The sequence below is a fragment of the Burkholderia sp. MS389 genome (assembly GCF_016899425.1).
Classification (GTDB): domain Bacteria; phylum Pseudomonadota; class Gammaproteobacteria; order Burkholderiales; family Burkholderiaceae; genus Burkholderia; species Burkholderia sola.
In genome coordinates, this window is record NZ_CP045994.1 from 1432834 (window position 1) to 1453664 (window position 20831).

Genomic DNA, 20831 nt, shown 5'->3' on the forward strand with positions numbered 1-20831 from the left:
CCGACGGCATCGTTCGCAGCATCCGCCCGACCGTGCGTGCACGCGACACGGTCGACGAAACGGCGCCACGCCTGCCTGATCGTTCGGAATGTGCGCCGCGCCGTTCGAATCCCCACTCGATGCCTGCCCGGCGGGCATCGCAACCAGGAGGTGAACGATGATCACGCTGACCGTCAACGGTAGCGAGCAGCACTTCGACGGCAATCCCGACATGCCGTTGCTCTGGTATCTGCGCGATGTGCTCGGCCACACCGGCACCAAGTTCGGCTGCGGGATGGCGCTGTGCGGTGCATGCACCGTGCATCTCGACGGCGTCGCGATCCGCGCGTGCATCACGCCGGTCGCGGCGGCGGCGTCCAGGCGCGTGACGACGATCGAGGGGCTGTCGACGGATCTCACGCACCCGCTGCAGCAGGCGTGGCAGGAACTGAACGTCGCGCAATGCGGCTACTGCCAGTCCGGGCAGATCATGCAGGCCGCGTCGCTGCTGAAGACGAATCCCCATCCGACCGATGCCGACATCGACGATGCGATGTCCGGCAACATCTGCCGCTGCGGCACCTATACGCGCATTCGCGCGGCGATCCGGCTGGCCGTGCGCCGCGGAGGTGACGCATGAGCGCGCCCGAACTCTCCGTCGACAACGAAAGCCGTCGCGCGCTGCTGCTCGGCTTCGCATCGGGCGGGCTGCTGCTCGCGTTCGGCGTGCCGTCGCTCGCGCAGACGGCCACGCCGGCGCAGCCGCCCGTCAGCGCGAATCCGCAGTATGGCGGCGCGGGGATGCCGCATGGCTTGCGCGACGATCCGAACCTGTTCGTTGCGATCGCACCGGACGGCACCGTCACGGTGACCTGCATCCGCTCCGAGATGGGCCAGGGCGTACGCACGAGCGTCGCGCTCGTGGTCGCCGACGAACTGGGCGCGGACTGGGCGCGCGTGAAGGTCGCGCAAGCGGTCGGCGACGAGCCGCGCTACGGCAACCAGAACACCGACGGTTCGCGCAGCCTGCGCCAGAGCTTCGCCGCGCTGCGCCGCGCGGGGGCGGCCGCGCGCACGATGCTCGCGCAGGCGGCCGCTGCCGTGTGGGGCGTCGACGTGCGCCAGGTGAAGGTGACGGTGCACGAGGTCGTCGACACGAAAACCGGACGCAAGCTCGGCTTCGGCGAACTGGCCGGGAAGGCGGCCGCGCTGCCGGTGCCCGATACGAAAAGCGTGGCGTTGAAGGCGCCGGCCGAATTCCGCTATATCGGCAAGGGCAAGACGGCGCTGATCGACGGACGCGACATCGTCGGCGGCCGCGCGCGGTACGGGATCGATACGCGCCTCGACGGCATGCTGTATGCGGTTGTTGCGCGACCGCCGGCCTACGGCGACACGGTCGCGTCGTTCGATGCGTCGGCCGCCGAGAAGCTGCCGGGTGTCGTCAAGGTCGTACAACTGGCGTCGACGCCGCTGCCGTCCGGCTTCCAGCCGCTCGGCGGCGTGGCCGTCATTGCGCGCGATACGTGGACGGCGATCCAGGCACGCGCGCAGTTGAAGATCGACTGGAAGCGCGGGCCGCATGCGGGCTACGACTCGGCCGCGTATCGCAAGACGCTCGAAGCGGCCGCCGCGCAGCCGGGCGACGTGATCCGCAACGACGGCGATGCGGCGGCCGCACTCGCCGGCGCCGCGAAACGCGTGCGCGCGACGTACTACGTTCCGCATCTCGCGCACGCGACGATGGAGCCGCCCGCGGCCGTCGCGCGGGTGGCCGACGGCCGCTGCGAAGTGTGGACCTGCACGCAGGCGCCGCAGACCACGCGCGACGAGATCGCGAAGGCGCTCGGCGTGCCGGCCGAGCGTGTGACGGTCAACGTGACGTTGCTCGGCGGCGGCTTCGGCCGCAAGTCGAAGCCCGATTACGTGGTGGAAGCCGCGCTGCTGTCGAAGGCGGTCGGCGCGCCCGTGAAGCTGACGTTCACGCGCGAGGACGACATCGCGCACGACTACTTCCACGCGGTGTCGCTCGAAGCGTTCGACGGCGGGATCGATGCGGCGGGGAAGGTGGTCGCGTGGCAGCATCGCACGGTCGCGCCGTCGATCCAGTCGACGTTCCGCGCCGGCGTCGTGCACGAGCAGCCGGGCGAGCTCGCGCAAGGCATCGCGGATCTGCCGTTCGCGATCCCGAACGTGCGGATCGAGAATCCGGCCGCGCAAGCGCATACGCGGATCGGCTGGTTTCGCTCGGTGTACAACATTCCGCATGCGTTCGGCATCCAGAGCTTCGTGTCGGAACTCGCGCATGCGGCCGGCCGCGATCCGAAGGATTTCCTGCTCGACCTGATCGGGCCCGCGCGGCGTTTCGAGCCGCACATCACGGTGAAAAACGTGAACTACGGCGAGGATCCCGCGCTGTATCCGGTCGATACGGGGCGGCTGCGACGCGTGGTCGAGACGGTCGCGCGCGAGGCCGGCTGGGGGCGCAAGCTGCCGAAGGGGCACGGGCTCGGGATCGCCGCGCATCGCAGCTTCGTGTCGTACACGGCGGTGGTGTGCGAGGTGCAGGTCGACGCGGACGGCAGGATCTCGGTGCCGCGCGTCGACATCGCGATCGACTGCGGGCCGCAGATCAATCCGGAACGGGTGCGCTCGCAACTGGAGGGCGCGGTGGTGATGGGGCTCGGCATCGCGCTGCACGGCGAGATCACGTTCAAGGACGGCCACCCCGAGCAGAGCAACTTCAACGGCTTCCAGGTGCTGCGGATGAACGAGGCGCCGCGCGACATCCGCGTGCATCTCGTCGCGCCGGACGACTACGCGACGCCGCTCGGCGGCGTCGGCGAACCGGGCCTGCCGCCCGTCGCGCCGGCGCTGACCAACGCGATCTTCGCGGCGACCGGCACGCGCATTCGCAGCCTGCCGATTGCGGATCAGCTTTCGAAGCCGCAGGCGGGTTGACGCGATAGCTGTCCCGCGCCGGGCCGCCTCGTGCGGCCCGGCCCACTTCCCGGATACGCATACTGGCTGGCGTGTGTATCGTTGTCGTTTGTGAACGACCGTGCTAAATTCCTGCCAGCACTTGGCGCCACCCAACCCTTCATTCGGCTGACACGGCCGGCACCCCGGGAGGCAGCACGATCAGCCTGTCGATGTCGCGACGCGATCTCGCGTTCTGACGATGTTGCCGATGCCGTAGGGCATCGCATATGCGTCGTGAACCGGCCACGGGGAGATGTCCCGCACACCGTACCGATGCCCGGCCACGCCGCGCAAGGAGACAGAAGCGCATGAAAGCCCTGTTGTGTACCGCATTCGGCCCGATCGACCGCTTGCGCATCGAGGACGTCGCGATTCCAGAACCGGCTGCCGGGCAAGTCCGGATCCAGGTGAAGGCGGCGTCGCTCAACTTCCCCGACGCGCTGATCGTCCAGGGGCTGTATCAGGTGAAACCGGCGCTGCCGTTTTCGCCGGGCGCCGAGTTTGCCGGCGTGATCGACGCGGTCGGCGACGGCGTCACCGCGTGGCGGCCCGGCGATTCGGTGATGGCGTTTACCGGCCACGGCGGGTTCGCGCAGCAGTGCGTGGCCGACGCGCACCAACTCGCCGCGCTGCCGCCGGGCATGACGTTCGAGCAGGGCGCCGCGCTCGTGCTTGCGTACGGTACGTCGCTGCATGCGTTGCAGCAGCGGGCGCGCCTGCAGGCGGGCGAGACGCTGCTCGTGCTCGGGGCGGCCGGCGGCGTCGGCATCGCCGCGATCGAGATCGCGAAAGCGCTCGGTGCGCGCGTGATCGCGGCGGCGTCGAGCGCGGACAAGCTCGCGCTGTGCCGCGAAGCGGGCGCCGACGAGACGATCGACTATGCGACCGAAGACCTGCGCCGCCGCGTCGACGAACTGACCGGCGGGCGCGGCGCCGACGTCGTCTACGATCCGGTGGGCGGCGCATACAGCGAGGCGGCGTTGCGTGCGACCGCATGGCGCGGCCGGTTCCTCGTGGTCGGCTTCGCGGCCGGCGAGATCCCGAAGCTCGCGCTGAACCTCGCGCTGCTGAAGGAGCGCGACATTCTCGGCGTGTTCTGGGGCGATGCGGTGCGTCGCGATCCGGCGCAGCATGCGGCGAACATGCGGCTGCTCGCCGAATGGTTCGCGGCCGGCAAGGTGCGGCCCACGATCACCGAACGCGTGTCGCTGGACGGCGCGGCCGATGCGATCGCGCGGATGGCGAACCGGCAGGTGAAGGGCAAGGTGGTGATTTTGCCGGATGCGTGATCCGGGTTCGCCGCGCGGCGATTCAACGCAGGCTGCGCGGCCTGTGCTTCACGAAAGCGGGCGCGGTGCGACCTGCTGTAAAGGCGTCGCGATTACGTAGTCGGGCGCACGAGGCCGAGCGGCGGTGAAACGACCGCCGGCCGGCCTTCGCCAGCGGCTTCAATCCTTCGGCAAACGCAGCGTGTCGAGCGCGTGCTGCGAAAACTCGACCCAGAACCGTTCGTTTGCGATCCCGGCCTGCAGCACCAGATGCTGCAGGCGCTTCGTGCGTGAATCGCCGTCCGCCGAATCGCCGTCCGCCAAAAAATCACGCGCCTCGATCTGCAAATACAAGTCCAGCTTTTCCTGATGCAGCGCGATGCGCCGCCGGATCTCGTGCTCGAGGCCGGCCGGCCCGAGCACGGCTTCCGCGCGCAGGCGCACCATCAACGCCTCGCGCAGCGGCGTCGGATCTTCCGGTTCGGCGATCCAGCGGCGCAATTCCTTCTTGCCGGCCGGCAGGATCCGGTACGCGCGCTTGCGGCCGCGGCCGGACTCGGCGGGCAGCGATTCGACCCAACCCATTTCCTCGAGACGCCCGAGTTCGCGATAGATCTGCTGATGCGTCGCCTGCCAGAAATAGCCGATCGAGCGATCGAAACGGTCGGCGAGCTCGGACCCCGAACCAGGGCGTTCGGCGAGGGCGGTGAGAAGCGCGTGAGGCAGGGACATGTCGGATCGAGGAAGGCTGCGCAATGAACCGAATCTTGCCATATCGGGGCCGCAGCACAAACGGCGCAGGTATGTTTGTGCAACATGTTGCACAAACGAAGTCGACGCGCTACCATCCGTGCAACTTGTTGCATAAAAGATGGAGACGCCCCGATGACCTCCCGTTATCCGCATTTGACGACCCCGCTCGAACTCGGCTTCACGTCGCTCAGGAACCGCGTGTTGATGGGCTCGATGCACGTCGGCCTCGAGGAAGCGCCGAACGGCTTCGAGCGGATGGCCGCGTTCTATGCGGAGCGCGCACGGGGCGAGGCCGGCCTGATCGTCACGGGCGGATTCGCGCCGAACGAGCGCGGCCGTCCGGCGCCGGGCGGCGCGATGCTGACGACCGAAGCGGAAGCCGAACGTCACCGCGTCGTGACGCGTGCGGTGCACGCGGAAGGCGGCAGGATCGCGTTGCAGATCCTGCATTTCGGGCGCTACGCGTATCACCCGGCGCTCGCGGCGCCCAGCGCGCTGCAGGCGCCGATCAACCGGTTCACGCCGCATGCGTTGACGAGCGACGAGGTCGACGAGACGATCGCCGATTTCGTGCGATGCGCGGCGCTCGCGCAGCATGCGGGCTACGACGGCGTCGAGATCATGGGGTCCGAGGGCTACCTGATCAACGAATTCATCGCCGCGCGCACGAACCATCGCGACGATGCGTGGGGCGGCGCGTACGAGAACCGCATCCGCTTCGCGGTCGAGATCGTGCGGCGCGTGCGCGAGCGTGTCGGCGCGAACTTCATCGTCGTCTACCGGCTGTCGATGCTCGATCTCGTCGAAGGCGGCTCGACGCTCGACGAGGTGATCCGGCTCGCGCAGGCGATCGAGGCGGCTGGCGCGACGATCCTCAATACCGGCATCGGCTGGCACGAGGCGCGCATTCCGACCATCGCGACCAAGGTGCCGCGCGCAGCATACGCGTGGGTGACGCGGGAACTGATGGGCAAGGTCGGCATCCCGCTCGTCGCGACCAACCGGATCAATACGCCGGAAGTCGCCGAGCAACTGCTCGCCGACGGCTATTGCGACATGGTGTCGATGGCGCGGCCGTTCCTCGCCGATGCCGAGTTCGTCCGCAAGGCGCGGGAAGGGCGCGCGGACGAAATCAACACGTGCATCGGCTGCAACCAGGCATGCCTCGACCATACGTTCGGCGGCCGGATCACGTCGTGCCTCGTGAATCCGCGTGCGTGTCATGAAACCGAGCTCGTGATCCAGCCGGCGCCGCGCCGCAAGCGGATCGCGGTGGTCGGCGCCGGGCCCGCGGGCCTCGGCTTCGCGGTCACGGCGGCCGAGCGCGGTCATGCGGTCACGTTATACGAAGCCGGCGCCGAGATCGGCGGCCAGTTCAATATCGCGAAGAAGGTGCCCGGCAAGGAAGAGTTCAACGAGACGCTGCGCTATTTCCGCCGGCAGATCGAATTGCGCGGCATCGCGCTGCACGTCAATACGCGTGCGACCGCCGAGATGCTGTTGCAGGAAGCATTCGATGAAGTGGTGATCGCGACGGGCGTCGTGCCGCGCACGCCGCCGATCGACGGCATCGGGCATCCGAAGGCGCTCGGCTATCTCGACGTGCTGCGCGACGACAAGGCGGTCGGTCGCAACGTCGCGATCGTCGGCGCGGGCGGCATCGGCTTCGACGTCGCCGAGTATCTCGTTCATCGCGACGGCGCCGAGCGTGTCGATGCGGACCGGTTCTTCAGCGAATGGGGCGTCGACCGGTCGTATGCGAATGCCGGCGGCCTGGGCCAAGCGCGGCCCGAACCGGCGGCGCGGCACGTGCATCTGCTGCAGCGCAAGGCCTCGAAGGTGGGCGACGGGCTCGGCAAGACCACCGGATGGATACACCGTACCGCGCTGAAGGCGCGCGGCGTCGGGATGTCGTCGTCGGTCACGTACCGGCGCATCGACGACGACGGCTTCCACGTGACGATCGACGGCGTCGACTGGACGTTGCCGGTGGACAACGTGGTGATCTGCGCGGGGCAGGAGCCGTCGCGCGAGCTGGCGGAACAACTGCAGGCCGCCGGATGCCGCGTGCACCTGATCGGCGGCGCGGACGAGGCCGCCGAACTCGATGCGAAGCGCGCGATTCACCAGGGCACGACGCTGGCCGCGACCCTTTGATACCGATTCGTTTCTGTTCCGTCCCACCACGATGCTGGAGACTTCGATGACACATTCCCCGCTGCATCTTCATCCCGCCGTCGCGAAATCGCTCGACGCATGGCATGCGATGGTCGAACGCAAGGATTTCGGCGCGCTGGAATCGATCGTCCATCCGGACGCCGTGTTCCGCTCGCCGATGGCGTTCAAGTCGTACGGGCCGGCGCCCGCGCTGCTGATGGCGCTGCGCACGGTGATCACGATCCTCGAGAATTTCACGTATCACCGCCAGTTCGCGGCCGACGACGGCAAGAGCGTCGTGCTGGAATTCGGCGCGACCATCGGCGACAAGGCGCTGAAGGGGATCGACATGATCCGCTTCGACGACGACGGGCGAATCGTCGAGTTCGAGGTGATGATCCGGCCGTTCAATGCGCTGCAGGCGCTCGGCGCGGAAATGGGCGCGCGGCTCGGGCAGCAGTTGCCGGCGTTCAAGACCGGCGGTTGAGCGCGGTGGCGGCTAGCATGCAACCGGCTTGCGGCCGCGTTGCGGGGCCCCGCGCGCGAGGGGGTGCGCAGCGTTGACGAGGCGCGCGGCAACGCAAGCTGTCAAAATCCTGACGGACCAAGTTGATATATTGTATCATCTGACGTTTTCGTCGCCGGTCGGCCGGCTGCCCGGGCCGCTCGCGTGCGACGACATTCAACGAAGATCGATACGACGTGACGAGAATCGGACCCACCCCGGCGCGCGGGGAGCGGCGCCATGCCGCGCCGCGCCGGCACGCGAGCGCCTGGCGCACGCGCGCGGCACGCAGTTGCACGACCCTGGTCGGCTGCGCGATCGCGACCACCGGCGCGCTGGCCGCCGAAGCCGTTGCATCGTCGCCGGACGACCGGCACGCGCTGCCGGCGATCAACGTCACGGCTTCGTCCGCACCGACCGACCCGCTGACGCAACCGCTCGAAACCGGCTCGCGGCTCGGGCTCGCGAGCCTCGACACGCCCGCGAGCGTCGAAGCCGTCACGGCCGATACGATAGACGCACGCGGCGATCGCACGGTGCTCGATGCGGTCACGCGCACCGCCGGCTTCGCGAGCGCGATCGCGCCGGGCACCGGCGGCACCGCGTTGAGCGTGCGCGGCTTCAGCGGGCAGGAATCGGTGATGACGCTGCTCGACGGCGTGCGGCTGATGCCGGCGGCCGGCACGAGCACGTTTCCGTTCGACACGTGGTCGGTCGAGCGCATCGAGGTGTTGCGCGGCCCGGCATCGGTGTTGTACGGCGAAGGGGCGATCGGCGGGGTCGTGAACGTGGTGCCGAAGCGGCCGCAGCGCACGCGCGAGACGACGCTGCAGGCCGGCATCGGCCCCGACGGCGCGAAGCGCTTCGCGTTCGATACGACGGGCGCGCTCGGCCCGCGGCTGTCGTACCGTTTTTATGCGAGCGATGCGCACGCGAACGGTCTCGCCGAGCGGGCCGATACGCATACGACGGCCATCGGCGGCGCGCTGACATTCGACGTGAGCCCACGACTCACGCTGACGCTCGACTACGACTACGGGCGCCAGATGCCCGCGACGTACTATGGCGTGCCCGCGCCGAACGGCGTGCTCGATTCGTCGCTGCGCAAGCTGAACTACACGGTCGGCGACGCGACGATTTCGTACTACGACCAGTGGACGCGCCTGTCGGCGCGCTACCGGCCCGCGTCCGGCGTGACGATTGACAATCAGCTCTACTACCTGACGTCGAACCGTCACTGGCGCAACGCCGAATCGTATGTGCTCGACCCCGCGACGGGACGCGTCACACGCGGTGACTATCTCGACATCGGCCACCACCAGCGGCAGATCGGCGACCGGTTGAGCGCGCGCTTCGACGGCACGCTGTTCGGCCGCGCGAACCGTTTCGTCGTCGGCACGGAATTCAGCCGGATCACGTTCAGCGGCATCAACAATTCGCCGTACGGCGGCGAAACGACGGTACCGGCGCACGGCTTCGATCCCGGCGTCTTCATGAGCCGCGACCCGACCGTGCCGCAGTTCAGCACGCGCGCGCGGCAGGTGGCGGTATTCGCGGAGAACCGGCTCGACGTGCTGCCGCGGCTCGCGTGGGTGAGCGGTCTGCGCTACGACCACATCGCGTTCAGCCGCGAGCAGGCGGCGACCGGCGCGGGTTTCGACAAGCGGTTCGCGAACGTCGGCTGGCGCACCGGTTTCGTGTTCGACATCGCGCCGACGTTCAGCGCGTATGCGCAGTACACGACGGGCGCGGAGGGCGTCGGCTCGCTCGTGACGCTGTCCGCGTCGCAGGCGGGCTACCGGCTCGCGACCGGCGAACAGTGGGAAGCCGGGCTCAAGCAGACGCTGCTCGACGGTCGCGCGTACTGGACGTTCGCGGTATACGACATCACGAAGCGCAACCTGCTCAGCGCCGACCCGTTCAATCCGGCGCTGCGCCAGCAGGTCGGCCGGCAGTCGTCGCGCGGCGTCGAGCTGACCGGCGGCGCGCGGCTGCCGCACGGCTGGACGATCGATGCGAACGTCGCGCTGCTGCGCGCACGCTACGACGCCTTCAACCAGACGGTCGGCGGCGCGACGGTGTCGCGGGCCGGCAACGTGCCGTCCGGCGTGCCGCAACAGACGGCAAACCTGTGGCTCGGCTGGGCGTTCGCCGAGCGCTGGCACGCGAATGCGGGCGTGCGCTACGTCGGCGCGACGTACGGCGACGACGCGAATCGCGTGCAGGTGCCGTCGTACACGGTGTTCGATGCGTCGCTGCGCTGGCAGCCGACGTCGCGCACCGAGCTCGCGCTGTATCTGCGCAATCTCGCGAACCGCACGTACGCGGTGACGACGTCGAACGGCGGCGAACAATGGCTGCTCGGCCCGTCGCGCTCGGCGGAGCTCGTCGCGACGATGCGCTTCTAGGGCGAGACGAAGTGCGCTCCATCACCCACATGCTCGACATCGAACGCGTGAGCTGGTCTCCCGGCGGCGCGGTGGACGTGCTCGATTCGGTGACGCTGACGGTGGCCGAAGGCGAATTCGTCGGGCTGGTCGGCCCGAACGGCAGCGGCAAGACGAGCCTGCTGCGCTGCGTGTTCCGCTACGCGCGGCCCGACGCCGGCCGCGTCGCGCTCGATGCGCAGGACGTGTGGCGGATGCGGCCGCGCGCGGTCGCGCAGCGCATCGCGGTGCTGCAGCAGGAAACGCCTGACGATTTCGGGTTGACCGTCGACGAACTGGTCGGCATGGGCCGCACGCCGCACAAGCGGCCGTTCGATGCGGAGTCGGCCGACGATCGCCGGATCGTCGAAGCCGCACTGCACGATGTCGGCCTCGTCGAGCGTCGCGCACAGCGCTTCGCATCGCTGTCGGGCGGCGAGAAACAGCGTGCGTTGCTGGCGCGTGCGCTCGCGCAACAGCCCGAACTGTTGCTGCTCGACGAACCAACCAACCATCTCGACCTGCGTCACCAGCTCGAACTGCTCGCGCGCGTGCGCCGCCTCGGCATCGCGACGCTCGCGACGATTCACGATCTCAATCTCGCGGCCGCATATTGCGACCGGCTTCATGTGCTCGCGCACGGCCGCGTCGTCGCGTCCGGCGCGCCGGACGACGTGCTGACCGAAGCGCTGCTGCGCGACGTGTTCGGCGTCGCCGCGCTCGTCGATCGCCATCCCGTCACGGGCCGCCCGCGCATCACGCCGCTTCATCCGGAATGACCGCCATGCCATTTGCTGATCTGTCCTCCGTCGTCCGCCGCCTGGTCGCCGCCGCCGTGCTCGGCGGCGCGGCCGTTCACGCGCTCGCCTATCCCGTCACCGTGCGCAGTTGCGATCGCGACGTGACGTTCGAACGCGCGCCGACGCGCGCGGTCAGCAACGACGTGAACCTCACCGAGATGATGCTCGCGCTCGGCCTGAAAGACCGGCTCGTCGGCTATACGGGCATCGGCGGCTGGAAGACGGGCACCGCGCGCGTGCGCGACGCATTGCGCGGCGTGCCCGAACTGGCGAGCCAGTATCCGTCGCTGGAAGTGCTGGCCGCCGCGCGCGCCGACTTCTATCTCGCGGGCTGGAACTACGGGATGCACGTCGGCGGGCCGGTGACGCCGGCGACGCTCGCGCCGTTCGGCATCCGCACGTACGAACTGACCGAATCGTGTTCGCACGTGATGAAGCAGTCGGCCGCGTCGTTCGACGACGTGTTCCGCGACCTGACCAATCTCGGCCGGATCTTCGGCGTCGATGCGCGCGCCGCGCAGGTCGTCGCCGGGATGCGCGCGCGGCTGGCGGCGGTGTCGCGCGCGATCGGGCGCCCGGCGCCGCTGCGCGTGTTCGTGTACGACAGCGGCACCGACAAGCCGATGACGGCGGGCGGCCTCGCGATGCCGACCGCGCTGCTCGCGGCGGCGGGCGCGCGCAACGTGATGGACGACCTGCCGCGCAGCTGGACGCAGGTGAGCTGGGAAAGCGTGGTCGCGCGCGATCCGCAGGTGATCGTGATCGTCGACTATTCGGCGGTCACGGCCGCGCAGAAGCAGCAGTTCCTGTCGAGCCAGCCGGCGCTCGCGCGCGTGGCCGCGATCCGCGACCGGCGCTTCGTCGTGATTCCGTACGATGCGGCGACGCCGGGCCCCGAGAACGTCGCGGCCGTCGAGACACTCGCCCGCGCGCTGTATCCGGCCGCATTCGCGGCAGCGGCACGATGAGCGTGCGCGGGCAGGCGGCGCGGCCCGGTATGCGCGTGGTGCTGCCGGGACTGGCCGTGCTGCTGATCGTGTCGATCGTCGCATCGGCCGCGTTCGGCCCCGCGCCGATCGCGATGCCGGCCGCGGTGCGGATCGTCGCCGCGCACGTCGCGTCGGCGGTCGGCGGCGGCGATGCGTTCGCGGCGGCCGCGGGCGACGACAGCATCGTGTGGCTGATCCGGATGCCGCGTGCGCTGCTGGCCGCGATCGTCGGCGCGACGCTGGCGGCGGTCGGCGTCGCGTTGCAGGCGGCGACCGCGAACCGCCTGGCCGATCCGCACCTGCTCGGCGTGAGCGCGGGCGCGATGCTCGGCGCGATCGCGGTCACGGTGGTGGCCGGCGCCGCGTTCGGCCCGTTCACGCTGTCGGCCGCCGCGTTCGCGGGCGCGCTTGCGGCGACCGCATGCGTGGTCGCGCTCGCTTACCGGAGCGGCCGGCTCGAATCGGACCGGCTGCTGCTCGCGGGCGTGTCGGTGTCGTTCATGATGGCCGCGTTCGGCAACCTGCTGCTGTATCTCGGCGATCAGCGCGCCGCGTCGTCGGTGCTGTTCTGGATGCTCGGCGGCGTCGGGCTCGCGCGCTGGGATCTGCTGCCGGTGCCGGCCGTGTGCGCGGTGCTTGCCGGCTGCGCGCTCCATGCGCGCCGGCGCGAACTGAATGCGCTGATGTCGGGCGACGTCGCCGCCGCGTCGCTCGGCGTGCCGAGCGCGCGGATGCGACGCGAGGTGTTCGTCGTCGCGTCGTTCGCGACGGGCGGGATGGTCGCGGTCAGCGGCGCGATCGGGTTCGTCGGGCTCGTGACGCCGCATCTGTGCCGTCGCGTGGTCGGCGCCGAGCACGGCCGGCTGCTGCCGGTCGCCGCGCTGACGGGCGCGATCCTGCTCGTGTGGGCCGATGTCGCCGCGCGCACGCTCGCGGCGCCGGAGGATCTGCCGATCGGCATCGTGACCGCGCTGTTCGGCAGCCTGTTCTTCGTCGCGCTGCTGCGCCGGCGCTGACGACGCGCGGCCGGCGACGGCGGGCGGGGCCCGCCGCCCGTTTCATCAAAGCGGGACGACGCTAGTCATGCCGCCGCGGCGGCGCGTATCGGCGTGCCGGTTCGCGACGTGCTGCGCGACGTCGAAGAGGCTGTCGGGCAGCGCGCGCACGGGCAGCGTGATCACGAAGCGCGCGCCGCCGAGCGGCGAATCCTCGAGCCGCACGTCGCCGCCGTGCACCTGCGCGACGCGCCGCACGATCGCGAGCCCGAGCCCGAAGCCGCCGGTCTGCCGGTCGCGGCTCGAGTCGAGTCGCTGGAACGGCTCGAACACGCGGGCGCGCTCGGCGGGCGGAATGCCGGGGCCATCGTCGTCGACGCTCAGCACGAGCGCGCCGGAGCGGTCGCGGGCGGCGGCCAGCACGACCTTGCGCGACGCATAGCGCGCGCCGTTGCGGATCAGGTTCAGCAGCGCGCGGGCGACGAGCTTCGGATCGCAGACGTGGGCCGCGGGCGCGTCGAGCGTCGACACGTCGAGCGCGATGCCGCGATCGGCGATGTCGTCCGCGACGTTGCCGGCGACGCTGTCGATCAGCGCGTCGACGACGACCTCCATCGGCGCGAGCTCGCTTGCCCCCTGTTCGAGCCGGCCGATCGTCAGCAGCTCGGTGACGAGCTCGTCGAGTTCGCGCACGTCGCGCCGCAGCGCGTCGCGGCGCTCGCGCATCCGGCCCGTTTCGTCCGCGTCGGCGAGCAGCGCGAGCCCGAACTCCAGCCGGGCGAGCGGCGTTTTCAGTTCATGCGAGATGCCGTGCATCATTTCGCGCTGCTGCTTGATCGACGCCTCGATGCGCGCGGCCATGTCGTTGAACTGCTGCGACAGCTCGTAGATGTTCGACTTGCCCGACACCTTCACGCGTGTCGACAGCATCCCGGCGCCGAACGCGCGCGCGGCGTCCTGCAGCCGGCGAATGTCGCGCCAGTGATAGTGAATCCACAGCACCACCGCGAACAGCGTCGCGAGCGCGAGCAGCATGTACGCATAGATGCGGATGTCGAGATCCGGCGCTTCGATCGGGCGCGCATGCAGCACCGAACCGTCCGCGAGCGGCATGTAGTAATCCTTGCCGTTGTAGCTGATCGCGATCCGGCCGGCATCGAGATCGCGCAGCGGCGCGCCGCTCAGTTGCGCGCGTGCGTCGGCCATCGACATGAAGCCGAACCCTTCGCGGCCATGCAGCGCGAGTTCGCGCAGTGCGAGCTCGCGCTGCGCGCCAGGATGGCGTTCGAGGTAGTCGTTCAGCACGAACGAATAGGTCGTCAGCGAGTCGCGTTGCGCCTGCGCGCCGCGCTCGTAGAAGATCCGGTCGAACGACAGCTGGATGAACATGATCGACGCGCCGACGCACAGGATCACGACGAGGTACAACCGAAGCAACGGGCGCAGCATTTATTCGTCCCACGCAGAAGGGCTGAAGAGGTAGCCGCGACCCCAGATCGTCTTGATCTTGTGCGGCTCCGATGACGCATCCTCGAAGCGGCGGCGCAGCTTCGAGATGCCTGAATCGACCGAGCGGTCGAGTCCGTCGAATTCGATCCCGCGCAACTGCTTCAGGATGTCGTCGCGGCTCAGCACGGTGCCGGCCGCGCGCGCGAGGATCAGCAGCAGATTGAATTCGGCGGTTTTCAGTTCGACCGGCTCGCCGCGCCACGTGACGGTGCGGTTCGGCGGCGAAATGGCGAGCTCGCCGAATACGAGCGCGTCGGGCGCGGCCGCGGGCGCTTCCGCCGCGGCCGGCTGCGCGCGGCGCAACAGCGCGCGGGCGCGCGCGACGAGCACGCGCGGCTCGATCGGCTTGGTGACGTAATCGTCGGCGCCCGTCTCGAGCCCGGCGACCTGGTCGTACACGTCCGCCCGCGCGGTCAGGATCAGCACGGGGACGTTGGTGAACGCGCGGATGCGCCGGCAAACCTCCATGCCGTCGAGATTCGGCAGCATCAGATCGAGTATCACGAGGGCCGGCTGGTGCTCGCGCACTGCCGCGACGGCAAGGTCGCCGCGCCGCACGACCGTCACCGCGAATTCATAGCCGTCGAGGTATTCGCGCACGAGCTGCGCGAGGCGGTCGTCGTCCTCGATCAGCAGCACGCGGTATTTGAGTGGAACTTCGTTCATGGTTTCCTCGGACGCACGCGCCATCTCGCACCCGGCAGACCGATGCGCGGCGCGGCACGCGAATTCTATCCGGCGGATCGACCGCCGGGGCAGCGGGGCGACAATCGCGAACAATCGAACACAATTGGGCACACATTTGCCGCACATTCAGGACAGTCTCGGTGCGGGGCGGCACCTAGACTGCGGGCTTCGCCACTCATATCTCAATATTGTGCGCCCATCCCTTCGCCGCTACCGCTATTGCATGCCGCTCGCCGGCCTGACCCTCGCCGCCGCCGCCCACGCGGAAAACCAGTATTCGTTGTCGCTCGGCGGCGGCGTCGCACCGCGCTACCCGGGCAGCAAACAGTATCGCGGCGTCGTTGCGCCGTCGTTTTCCGCCACGTTCGGCAATGGCTTCTTCGTCGACAGCACGCAGGGCGCGGGCTACAGGCTGGACCTGCCGCATGGGGCGTTCGTGTCGGCGGCGGTGAACTACGACGCGGGCCGCGCGGACGAGAACCGCTTCGACCTGCCGGGCTCCGACTACCTGAAAGGCATGGGCCGGATTCCGGGCTCGGTGCTCGTCGGCGTGCGCGCCGGCGTGACGCTCTTCGACACGGCGGAGCTGAGCGTCACGATCGATACGCCGGTGACGCATACGTCGCGCGGCGTGTCGGGGCACGTGGATCTCGCGGTGCCGGTGCTCAAGACGTCGCAGCACGAGATCATCGTGACGGGCACCGTGCACGCGGGTTCGGGCCGCTACATGCAGACCTTCTACGGCGTGACCGATGCACAGTCGATGACCAGCCGGTTCCGGCCGTATTCGGCGAGCGGCGGGATCGACAGCGCGTCGATGGCGGTTGCATGGAACTGGACGCTGTCGCGGCATTGGTCGGTGCTCGCGACCGGTGGCGTGACGCGGCTGCTCGGCCGCGCGGGCGACAGCCCGATCGTGCAGTCGCGCAGCAACTACTACGGCATCGCGGGCGTGACGTACAAGTTCTGAACGGATGGCCGACGCGGGCCGGCGCGCGCGGCGCGCCCACGATGCGTCGGCGTCGCGCCGTCGCCGCGAACCGCGTGCGGTAACATGCGGGCGGGTTCGGCGTCAGGCCGGCCTCCGACGCGGCGGCGCCGACGCGGCTCGGCCGGGTCGCAAAAGGCCGCCATGCGCGGGCCGGCTCCCGCAGGAAACGGCCGGCAGCGTGCGGAACCGATCACGCATGCGATGCCCGGTCGTGCACGAATGCCCCACATCGACCGCCGGGCCACGACACGGAGAAACCGATGAAGAACACGATCGCGATGCTCGTTGCACTCGTTGCGGGCGCAACCTTTACAGGATGTGCTGACATGGACACGAAGCACCGCAACGCCACCGCCGGTGGCGCGGCCAGGGCCCCGTTGCAGCCGGGCGCCGCGCAGGCATGCAAGGCGGACGCCGCGCCGGACGAAGCGCTGGTCGGCAAGAACGAGGCCGATGCGAGCGCGCTGCTCGACGGCTGCCTGTGGCGCGTGCTCGAGCGCGACGGCAAGTCGTTGCCGGGCACGATGGATTACCGGGAGGAGCGCCGCAATCTCGGCATTCGCGACGGGAAAGTGATCTGGGTGCGGCGCGGGTGACGGCGGTGTGACGATTCCGCCACCGGCGTCGTCGACGTCGCGCTATCTGCGCGCGTATTTCACGAAGCGCGGCACGGCCGCGCGCGAACTGCCCACGACCGCACGGAAATAATCGCCGCGATGCGCATGCGTTCGGACGTGCGTCACTTCGAGATGTACCACAGCGCGTCCGCGCTGGCGCGCGACGGCTGAGCGGCCGGTGCCTGAGCCGGCGCGGGCGGCGGCGTGTTCGACGTGATGGCCGTCGGCAGCGTGGCGGGAATATTCGCGGTCGAAGGCGAGGCCGTCGCCGTGCCCGACGTCGATGGCGTATTCACGTACCACAACGCATCGGCCGACGCGGTGCGTTTCGCTGGCGTATTGGCCGCCGTGTTCGTCGCCGCGTTCATTGCGGTTCCGGCCGACTTCTTCGATGCCGAGGCCGATGCCCCGGCCGTCGCCGTCCCCGCCTGCGCGGTCATGCCCGCGGCCGCCGCACTGCGCTGCGCCCGCGCTTCGAACGGTCCGAGCTGGAAGATCAACGTTTGCGCGGGACGCGTCACGACGGCATACGGAAACTGCAGCTCCCACGACATCAGCACGCGCCCGGCCGACGTCTCGGTGAAGATCGCCGGCACGTGCTTCATGTCGCTGAACTGCACGTAGACCCGCGCGCCGTCGTCGAACACCTGGGTCGGCTTGGCCTGGTCGGCGCCGGTGACCGTCCAGCCGAAGTTGTACGTGCCGGCCGGGCCGGCGGGGCCGCCCTGCGGCGCCGCAGGCGGCGAGCCAGGCGAGATCGTGCGGGCGCGCGCGACGGGCGGCGCCGACACGCTCAGGCTCGCGAACGGGTTGTACGTCTGTGCCTGTTGCGGCGGCGTAAAGGACGGTGGAAGGATGGGCATGGGAGTATCCGGCGAATCCGGCATGGTCCGGATTGCATCATAGACCTTGCGCGCATACGCGAGGCGCTTGTCGGGCGATGCGGAGTTGTACGCGCCGATCGCGTTCCAGTTGGGGCCGAGTTGGCGGATGTTCTGCGACAGAATCCACGCGCCGACATACGCGTTCGTGCAGGCATCGAACAGGCTTTCCCGCGTGATCCCTTCGCGCGCGAGCGTCGGCAGCCACGTGCTGTTGATCTGCATCAGCCCGATGTCGACCGTGCCGTTGGTATTCGTGTTCACCGCGTTCGGATTCATCCCCGACTCGACCTGCGCGATGCCGCGCATCAGCGCGACGCTCACGTGCTGGAACGCGGCCGCGTCGTCCAGGCAATCGGCCCGTGCGACGCCGGAGAGCGCGCACGAGAGCGCGATCGTCGAGGCGAGGGTCAGCGTGTGGCGGCTGAGCGGGCGAGTGGTATGACGCGACATGGCAGGATGGGGCGGAATCCGACCGCCCGGTGCAAGGAAATTACGCAGACGCGAAGTGTGCCATAGCAGGCGGGCAAATGGCTCGCGTCAAACTTTCCTTTGCATTTGCCCGTGCGTGCGCCGCGCACTTTTATTGCGCCGGATCACGGCCCCACGTGCTACGGGATCGGTAAAAATGGCCGAGATTGGTGCGAATGCAGGTGCAATGGCGACGACCCGAAAGCTGACGTATTACGTCACTCGAGCGGCGAAGCTGGCGATAAGCGGAGCGAAAGGGAAAATTCCCCGGCAGCGATTGGCGGGGCGAAAGAAAACGATAAAAAATCGGTGGCGAAGCCGCCGTCTGCGCAATGCGAATTCGGCCTGCCGCGCGGCGCGCGGCAAGCCATCCGCCGGTATCGCCGTCAGAAACGGTGGCGCAGCCCGAGGTTGACCATCGTCTGCGAACTCGTGCCCGCGTAACCGTACGAACCGATCGACGCCTGCGCGGCCATCGAGCCGCCGTTGCCGTCGCCGGTCTGGCCGCTCGCGTGCTGGTACGCGGCGGTCAGGTAGACGTCGGTGCGCTTGGACAGGTTGTAGTCGGCGCCGGCCGATACCTGGTGATAGGTCGCAGACGTGTCGCCGCCCGAGCGCGTGTAGCTGTAGCCGACGCCGACGAGCAGCGCGTTCGTCGCCTGGTAGTTCACGAAGCCTTGCCCCGTGTTGTAGTGCTCGTTCGAACCGAACACGGAGCTTGCGTCGCGGCGGTACTGCGCGTTGCTGTAGCCGACGCCGAACGTGAACGGGCCGGCGACGTACTGGCCCGCGATGCGTGCGATGCCGAACGCGTGCGCGCTCGCATAGCCGCTGTTGATCGGGCCGTCGAACGTGCCGTCCGACGAGCTGGTCCAGCCGTTGCGCACGCCGTTCGACGCGGGGCTGTTGGTCGCGTGGAAGTAGCCGCCCGCGACGCTGAACGGCCCGTTGTTGTACGACACGGCGGCCGAGTAAGACTGCGCGGCGCCGGTGCTGCCGGCGATGCCGCCGAACGAATACATCGCGGCGAACTGCAGGCCCGCATAGACGGCCGACGTGTACTTGACCGCGTTGTCGACGCGGAAGCTGTTGTCGTAGTTGTCGACGTCGCCCGGCGTCGCGAACGCGCTGCCCAGATAGTTGTCGGCGGTGATGCCCTGCACGAGGTCGACGAGCGGGTCGTACTGGCGGCCGAACGTGAGCGTGCCGTAGCGGTCGCTCGTCAGGCCGACGAAGGCCTGACGGCCGAACAGGCGGCCGCCCTGGCCTTGCCGGCCGTTGCTCGGGTCGAAGCCGTTCTCCAACTGGAACAGCGCCTTGAGCCCGCCGCCGAGATCCTCGGTGCCTTTCACGCCCCAGCGGCTGCCGGCGAGATTGCCCGCGCTGCTGTTGCCGAGCATCCACGCGTTGTCCTTGCCTTGGGCGTGGTTCACATAGGTGATCGACGTGTCGATCACGCCATACAGCGTGACGCTCGACTGCGCATGCGCGACGGACGTCGCCGCGAACGACGCGAGGGCGAACATTGAGAGGGCGAACATTGAGAGGGCCGTGCGTTTCATCAGTTGCTCCGAGAAACCCCGTCCTTCAGGACCGGGAGGAAAGGAGCGCCGTTGTTTGACAGCGGCATTCCCCCGTTAAAATGGCCGGCATGATCCTTGTCTATCGCTACCGGGTGAAATCGCTCAACGGACTGCTCAACAAGCAGAGCCGTGCGGTGAACTACGTCTGGAACTTCTGCAACGACACGCAGAAGCACGCGCTCAACTGGGGCAAGAAGTGGCCTACAGGATTCGACTTGAATGTGCTCACGACCGGCAGCAGCAAGGAACTCGGTATTCACTCCGGCACGGTCAACGCAACATGCGAGCAATATGCGAAGTCGCGCAGCCAGCACCGTCGGCCGTACCTGCGCTATCGCGGCAGGAAGTCGCTCGGCTGGGTGCCGCTGAAGGGCCGAGACCTGAAGCGCGAGGGCGAAGCGTTCCGCTTTGCCGGCAACACGTTTCGCGTGTTCAACAGTCGACCGCTTCCCGAAGGCAAGATCAAGGACGGGACCAACTTTGCGCAGGATGCACGCGGCAACTGGTTTCTCAACATCGTGATCGAGATGCCCGACGTGCAGGCCCGCCCGATTCGTTCCGGTGTGGGTATCGATCTCGGCCTGAAAGACTTCGCCACACTTTCGACCGGAGAAAAACTGCCGAATGACCGGTTCGGCCGACGCGCGGCGGAAAAGCTGGCGAAAGCGCAGCGGGCGCGAAAGCACAGGCGGCATATCGCGAAGCTGCACGCGAAGGCGGCGAATGCCCGCGCCGACTTCCAGCACAAGCTCGCGCTCGATCTGGTGCAGCGCTTCGATTACATCGCGGTTGGCAACGTGTCGGCTGTCAAACTCGCCAGAACCAGGATGGCGAAAAGCGTCTACGACGCATCCTGGTCGTCCTTCCGGAACAAGCTCCGCTACAAAGCGATCGCGCACGGAGCCACGTTCGAGGAAGTCGACGAAAGCGGTTCTACCCAGTCCTGTTCGTCGTGCGGGTCGCAAGCCAGCACGACGCGGCCGAAAGGTATCGCAGGGCTGCGAATAAGAGAATGGGCCTGCAGTGACTGTGGTGTCGAGCATGATCGAGATATCAACGCTGCGCTGAACATTCTCCGATGCGGACGTGCATCGCCAGGTGTGGGAATCCTCCGCCTTTAGGCTGGCGTAGGAGGACGTCAATTCATCTCCTTTGCGCATAGGTGTGGGTTCGTGATCCGGAAGAGCAGGAGACTACAGAGCCGCACTGAACGGCAAAAGTGGAATTCTTCGTTGTGG

Annotated in this window: 17 protein-coding genes; 12 read left to right on the forward strand and 5 right to left on the reverse strand. The window is 68.6% G+C overall.

All coding sequences use genetic code 11. The annotated features are described in order from the left end of the window. Positions 1 to 157 precede the first annotated feature (157 nt). From GJG85_RS06695 to GJG85_RS06705, 3 genes are all read left to right on the forward strand, one after another. Positions 158 to 619, forward strand: coding sequence for a (2Fe-2S)-binding protein (locus GJG85_RS06695; protein WP_050013730.1), 462 nt, complete (start codon positions 158 to 160; stop codon positions 617 to 619). After that, positions 616 to 2940 (forward strand): xanthine dehydrogenase family protein molybdopterin-binding subunit, encoded by a 2325-nt coding sequence (locus tag GJG85_RS06700; RefSeq protein ID WP_050013731.1) that lies wholly within the window; start codon positions 616 to 618, stop codon positions 2938 to 2940. The genes GJG85_RS06695 and GJG85_RS06700 overlap by 4 nt, the downstream gene beginning before the upstream one ends. 329 nt (positions 2941 to 3269) lie before the next feature. Further along, positions 3270 to 4250 carry an NADPH:quinone oxidoreductase family protein gene (locus GJG85_RS06705; RefSeq protein ID WP_050013732.1) on the forward strand — a complete coding sequence of 327 codons (981 nt, stop codon included), beginning with the start codon at positions 3270 to 3272 and terminating at the stop codon, positions 4248 to 4250. Positions 4251 to 4409: 159 nt separating this feature from the next. Here the strand turns inward: GJG85_RS06705 and GJG85_RS06710 are convergent, their stop codons facing one another. After that, positions 4410 to 4961 (reverse strand): PadR family transcriptional regulator, encoded by a 552-nt coding sequence (locus GJG85_RS06710; protein WP_179233129.1) that lies wholly within the window; start codon positions 4959 to 4961, stop codon positions 4410 to 4412. 153 nt (positions 4962 to 5114) lie between these two features. Here GJG85_RS06710 and GJG85_RS06715 point away from each other — a divergent pair, with 153 nt between their 5' ends. From GJG85_RS06715 to GJG85_RS06740, 6 genes are all read left to right on the forward strand, one after another. Next, positions 5115 to 7139, forward strand: a complete 2025-nt coding sequence (locus tag GJG85_RS06715) for an NADPH-dependent 2,4-dienoyl-CoA reductase (protein ID WP_050013734.1) — start codon at positions 5115 to 5117, stop codon at positions 7137 to 7139. 46 nt (positions 7140 to 7185) lie between these two features. Then, positions 7186 to 7626: a nuclear transport factor 2 family protein gene (locus GJG85_RS06720; RefSeq protein WP_050013735.1), complete on the forward strand. Its 441-nt coding sequence runs from the start codon at positions 7186 to 7188 to the stop codon at positions 7624 to 7626. A 335-nt stretch (positions 7627 to 7961) separates the two neighbouring features. Then, positions 7962 to 10052, forward strand: coding sequence for a TonB-dependent receptor (locus GJG85_RS06725; RefSeq protein ID WP_204383856.1), 2091 nt, complete (start codon positions 7962 to 7964; stop codon positions 10050 to 10052). A gap of 20 nt (positions 10053 to 10072) precedes the next feature. Then, on the forward strand, positions 10073 to 10849 hold the full coding sequence (locus GJG85_RS06730; RefSeq protein WP_050013788.1) for an ABC transporter ATP-binding protein: 777 nt from the start codon (positions 10073 to 10075) through the stop codon (positions 10847 to 10849). Beyond that, positions 10846 to 11838 carry an ABC transporter substrate-binding protein gene (locus GJG85_RS06735; protein ID WP_050013736.1) on the forward strand — a complete coding sequence of 331 codons (993 nt, stop codon included), beginning with the start codon at positions 10846 to 10848 and terminating at the stop codon, positions 11836 to 11838. The genes GJG85_RS06730 and GJG85_RS06735 overlap by 4 nt, the downstream gene beginning before the upstream one ends. Next, positions 11835 to 12875 (forward strand): iron ABC transporter permease, encoded by a 1041-nt coding sequence (locus tag GJG85_RS06740; RefSeq protein WP_050013737.1) that lies wholly within the window; start codon positions 11835 to 11837, stop codon positions 12873 to 12875. The genes GJG85_RS06735 and GJG85_RS06740 overlap by 4 nt, the downstream gene beginning before the upstream one ends. 45 nt (positions 12876 to 12920) lie before the next feature. Here GJG85_RS06740 and GJG85_RS06745 read toward each other — a convergent pair whose 3' ends face one another. Together GJG85_RS06745 and GJG85_RS06750 are read right to left on the reverse strand one after the other, a co-directional pair. Further along, positions 12921 to 14303: an ATP-binding protein gene (locus GJG85_RS06745; protein ID WP_124630023.1), complete on the reverse strand. Its 1383-nt coding sequence runs from the start codon at positions 14301 to 14303 to the stop codon at positions 12921 to 12923. Then, the gene (locus GJG85_RS06750; protein ID WP_089488636.1) at positions 14304 to 15029 is read right to left on the reverse strand and encodes a response regulator; all 726 of its coding nucleotides are present in this window, start codon (positions 15027 to 15029) and stop codon (positions 14304 to 14306) included. A 244-nt stretch (positions 15030 to 15273) separates the two neighbouring features. On the opposite strand from GJG85_RS06750, the gene GJG85_RS06755 reads away from it, so the two are divergent. After that, the gene (locus GJG85_RS06755) at positions 15274 to 16020 is read left to right on the forward strand and encodes a MipA/OmpV family protein (protein ID WP_050013740.1); all 747 of its coding nucleotides are present in this window, start codon (positions 15274 to 15276) and stop codon (positions 16018 to 16020) included. Positions 16021 to 16301: 281 nt separating this feature from the next. Further along, positions 16302 to 16637, forward strand: a complete 336-nt coding sequence (locus tag GJG85_RS06760; RefSeq protein ID WP_050013741.1) for a hypothetical protein — start codon at positions 16302 to 16304, stop codon at positions 16635 to 16637. Between the two features lie 143 nt (positions 16638 to 16780). On the opposite strand, the gene GJG85_RS06765 is transcribed toward GJG85_RS06760, so the two are convergent. After that, entirely contained in the window at positions 16781 to 17992 is a 1212-nt protein-coding gene (locus GJG85_RS06765) for a transglycosylase SLT domain-containing protein (RefSeq protein WP_050013742.1), read from the reverse strand. Positions 17993 to 18396: 404 nt separating this feature from the next. After that, the gene (locus GJG85_RS06770) at positions 18397 to 19572 is read right to left on the reverse strand and encodes a porin (protein ID WP_204383788.1); all 1176 of its coding nucleotides are present in this window, start codon (positions 19570 to 19572) and stop codon (positions 18397 to 18399) included. 89 nt (positions 19573 to 19661) lie between these two features. On the opposite strand from GJG85_RS06770, the gene GJG85_RS06775 reads away from it, so the two are divergent. Next, positions 19662 to 20714 (forward strand): RNA-guided endonuclease TnpB family protein, encoded by a 1053-nt coding sequence (locus tag GJG85_RS06775; RefSeq protein WP_060733587.1) that lies wholly within the window; start codon positions 19662 to 19664, stop codon positions 20712 to 20714. The last annotated feature ends 117 nt before the right edge of the window (positions 20715 to 20831 follow it).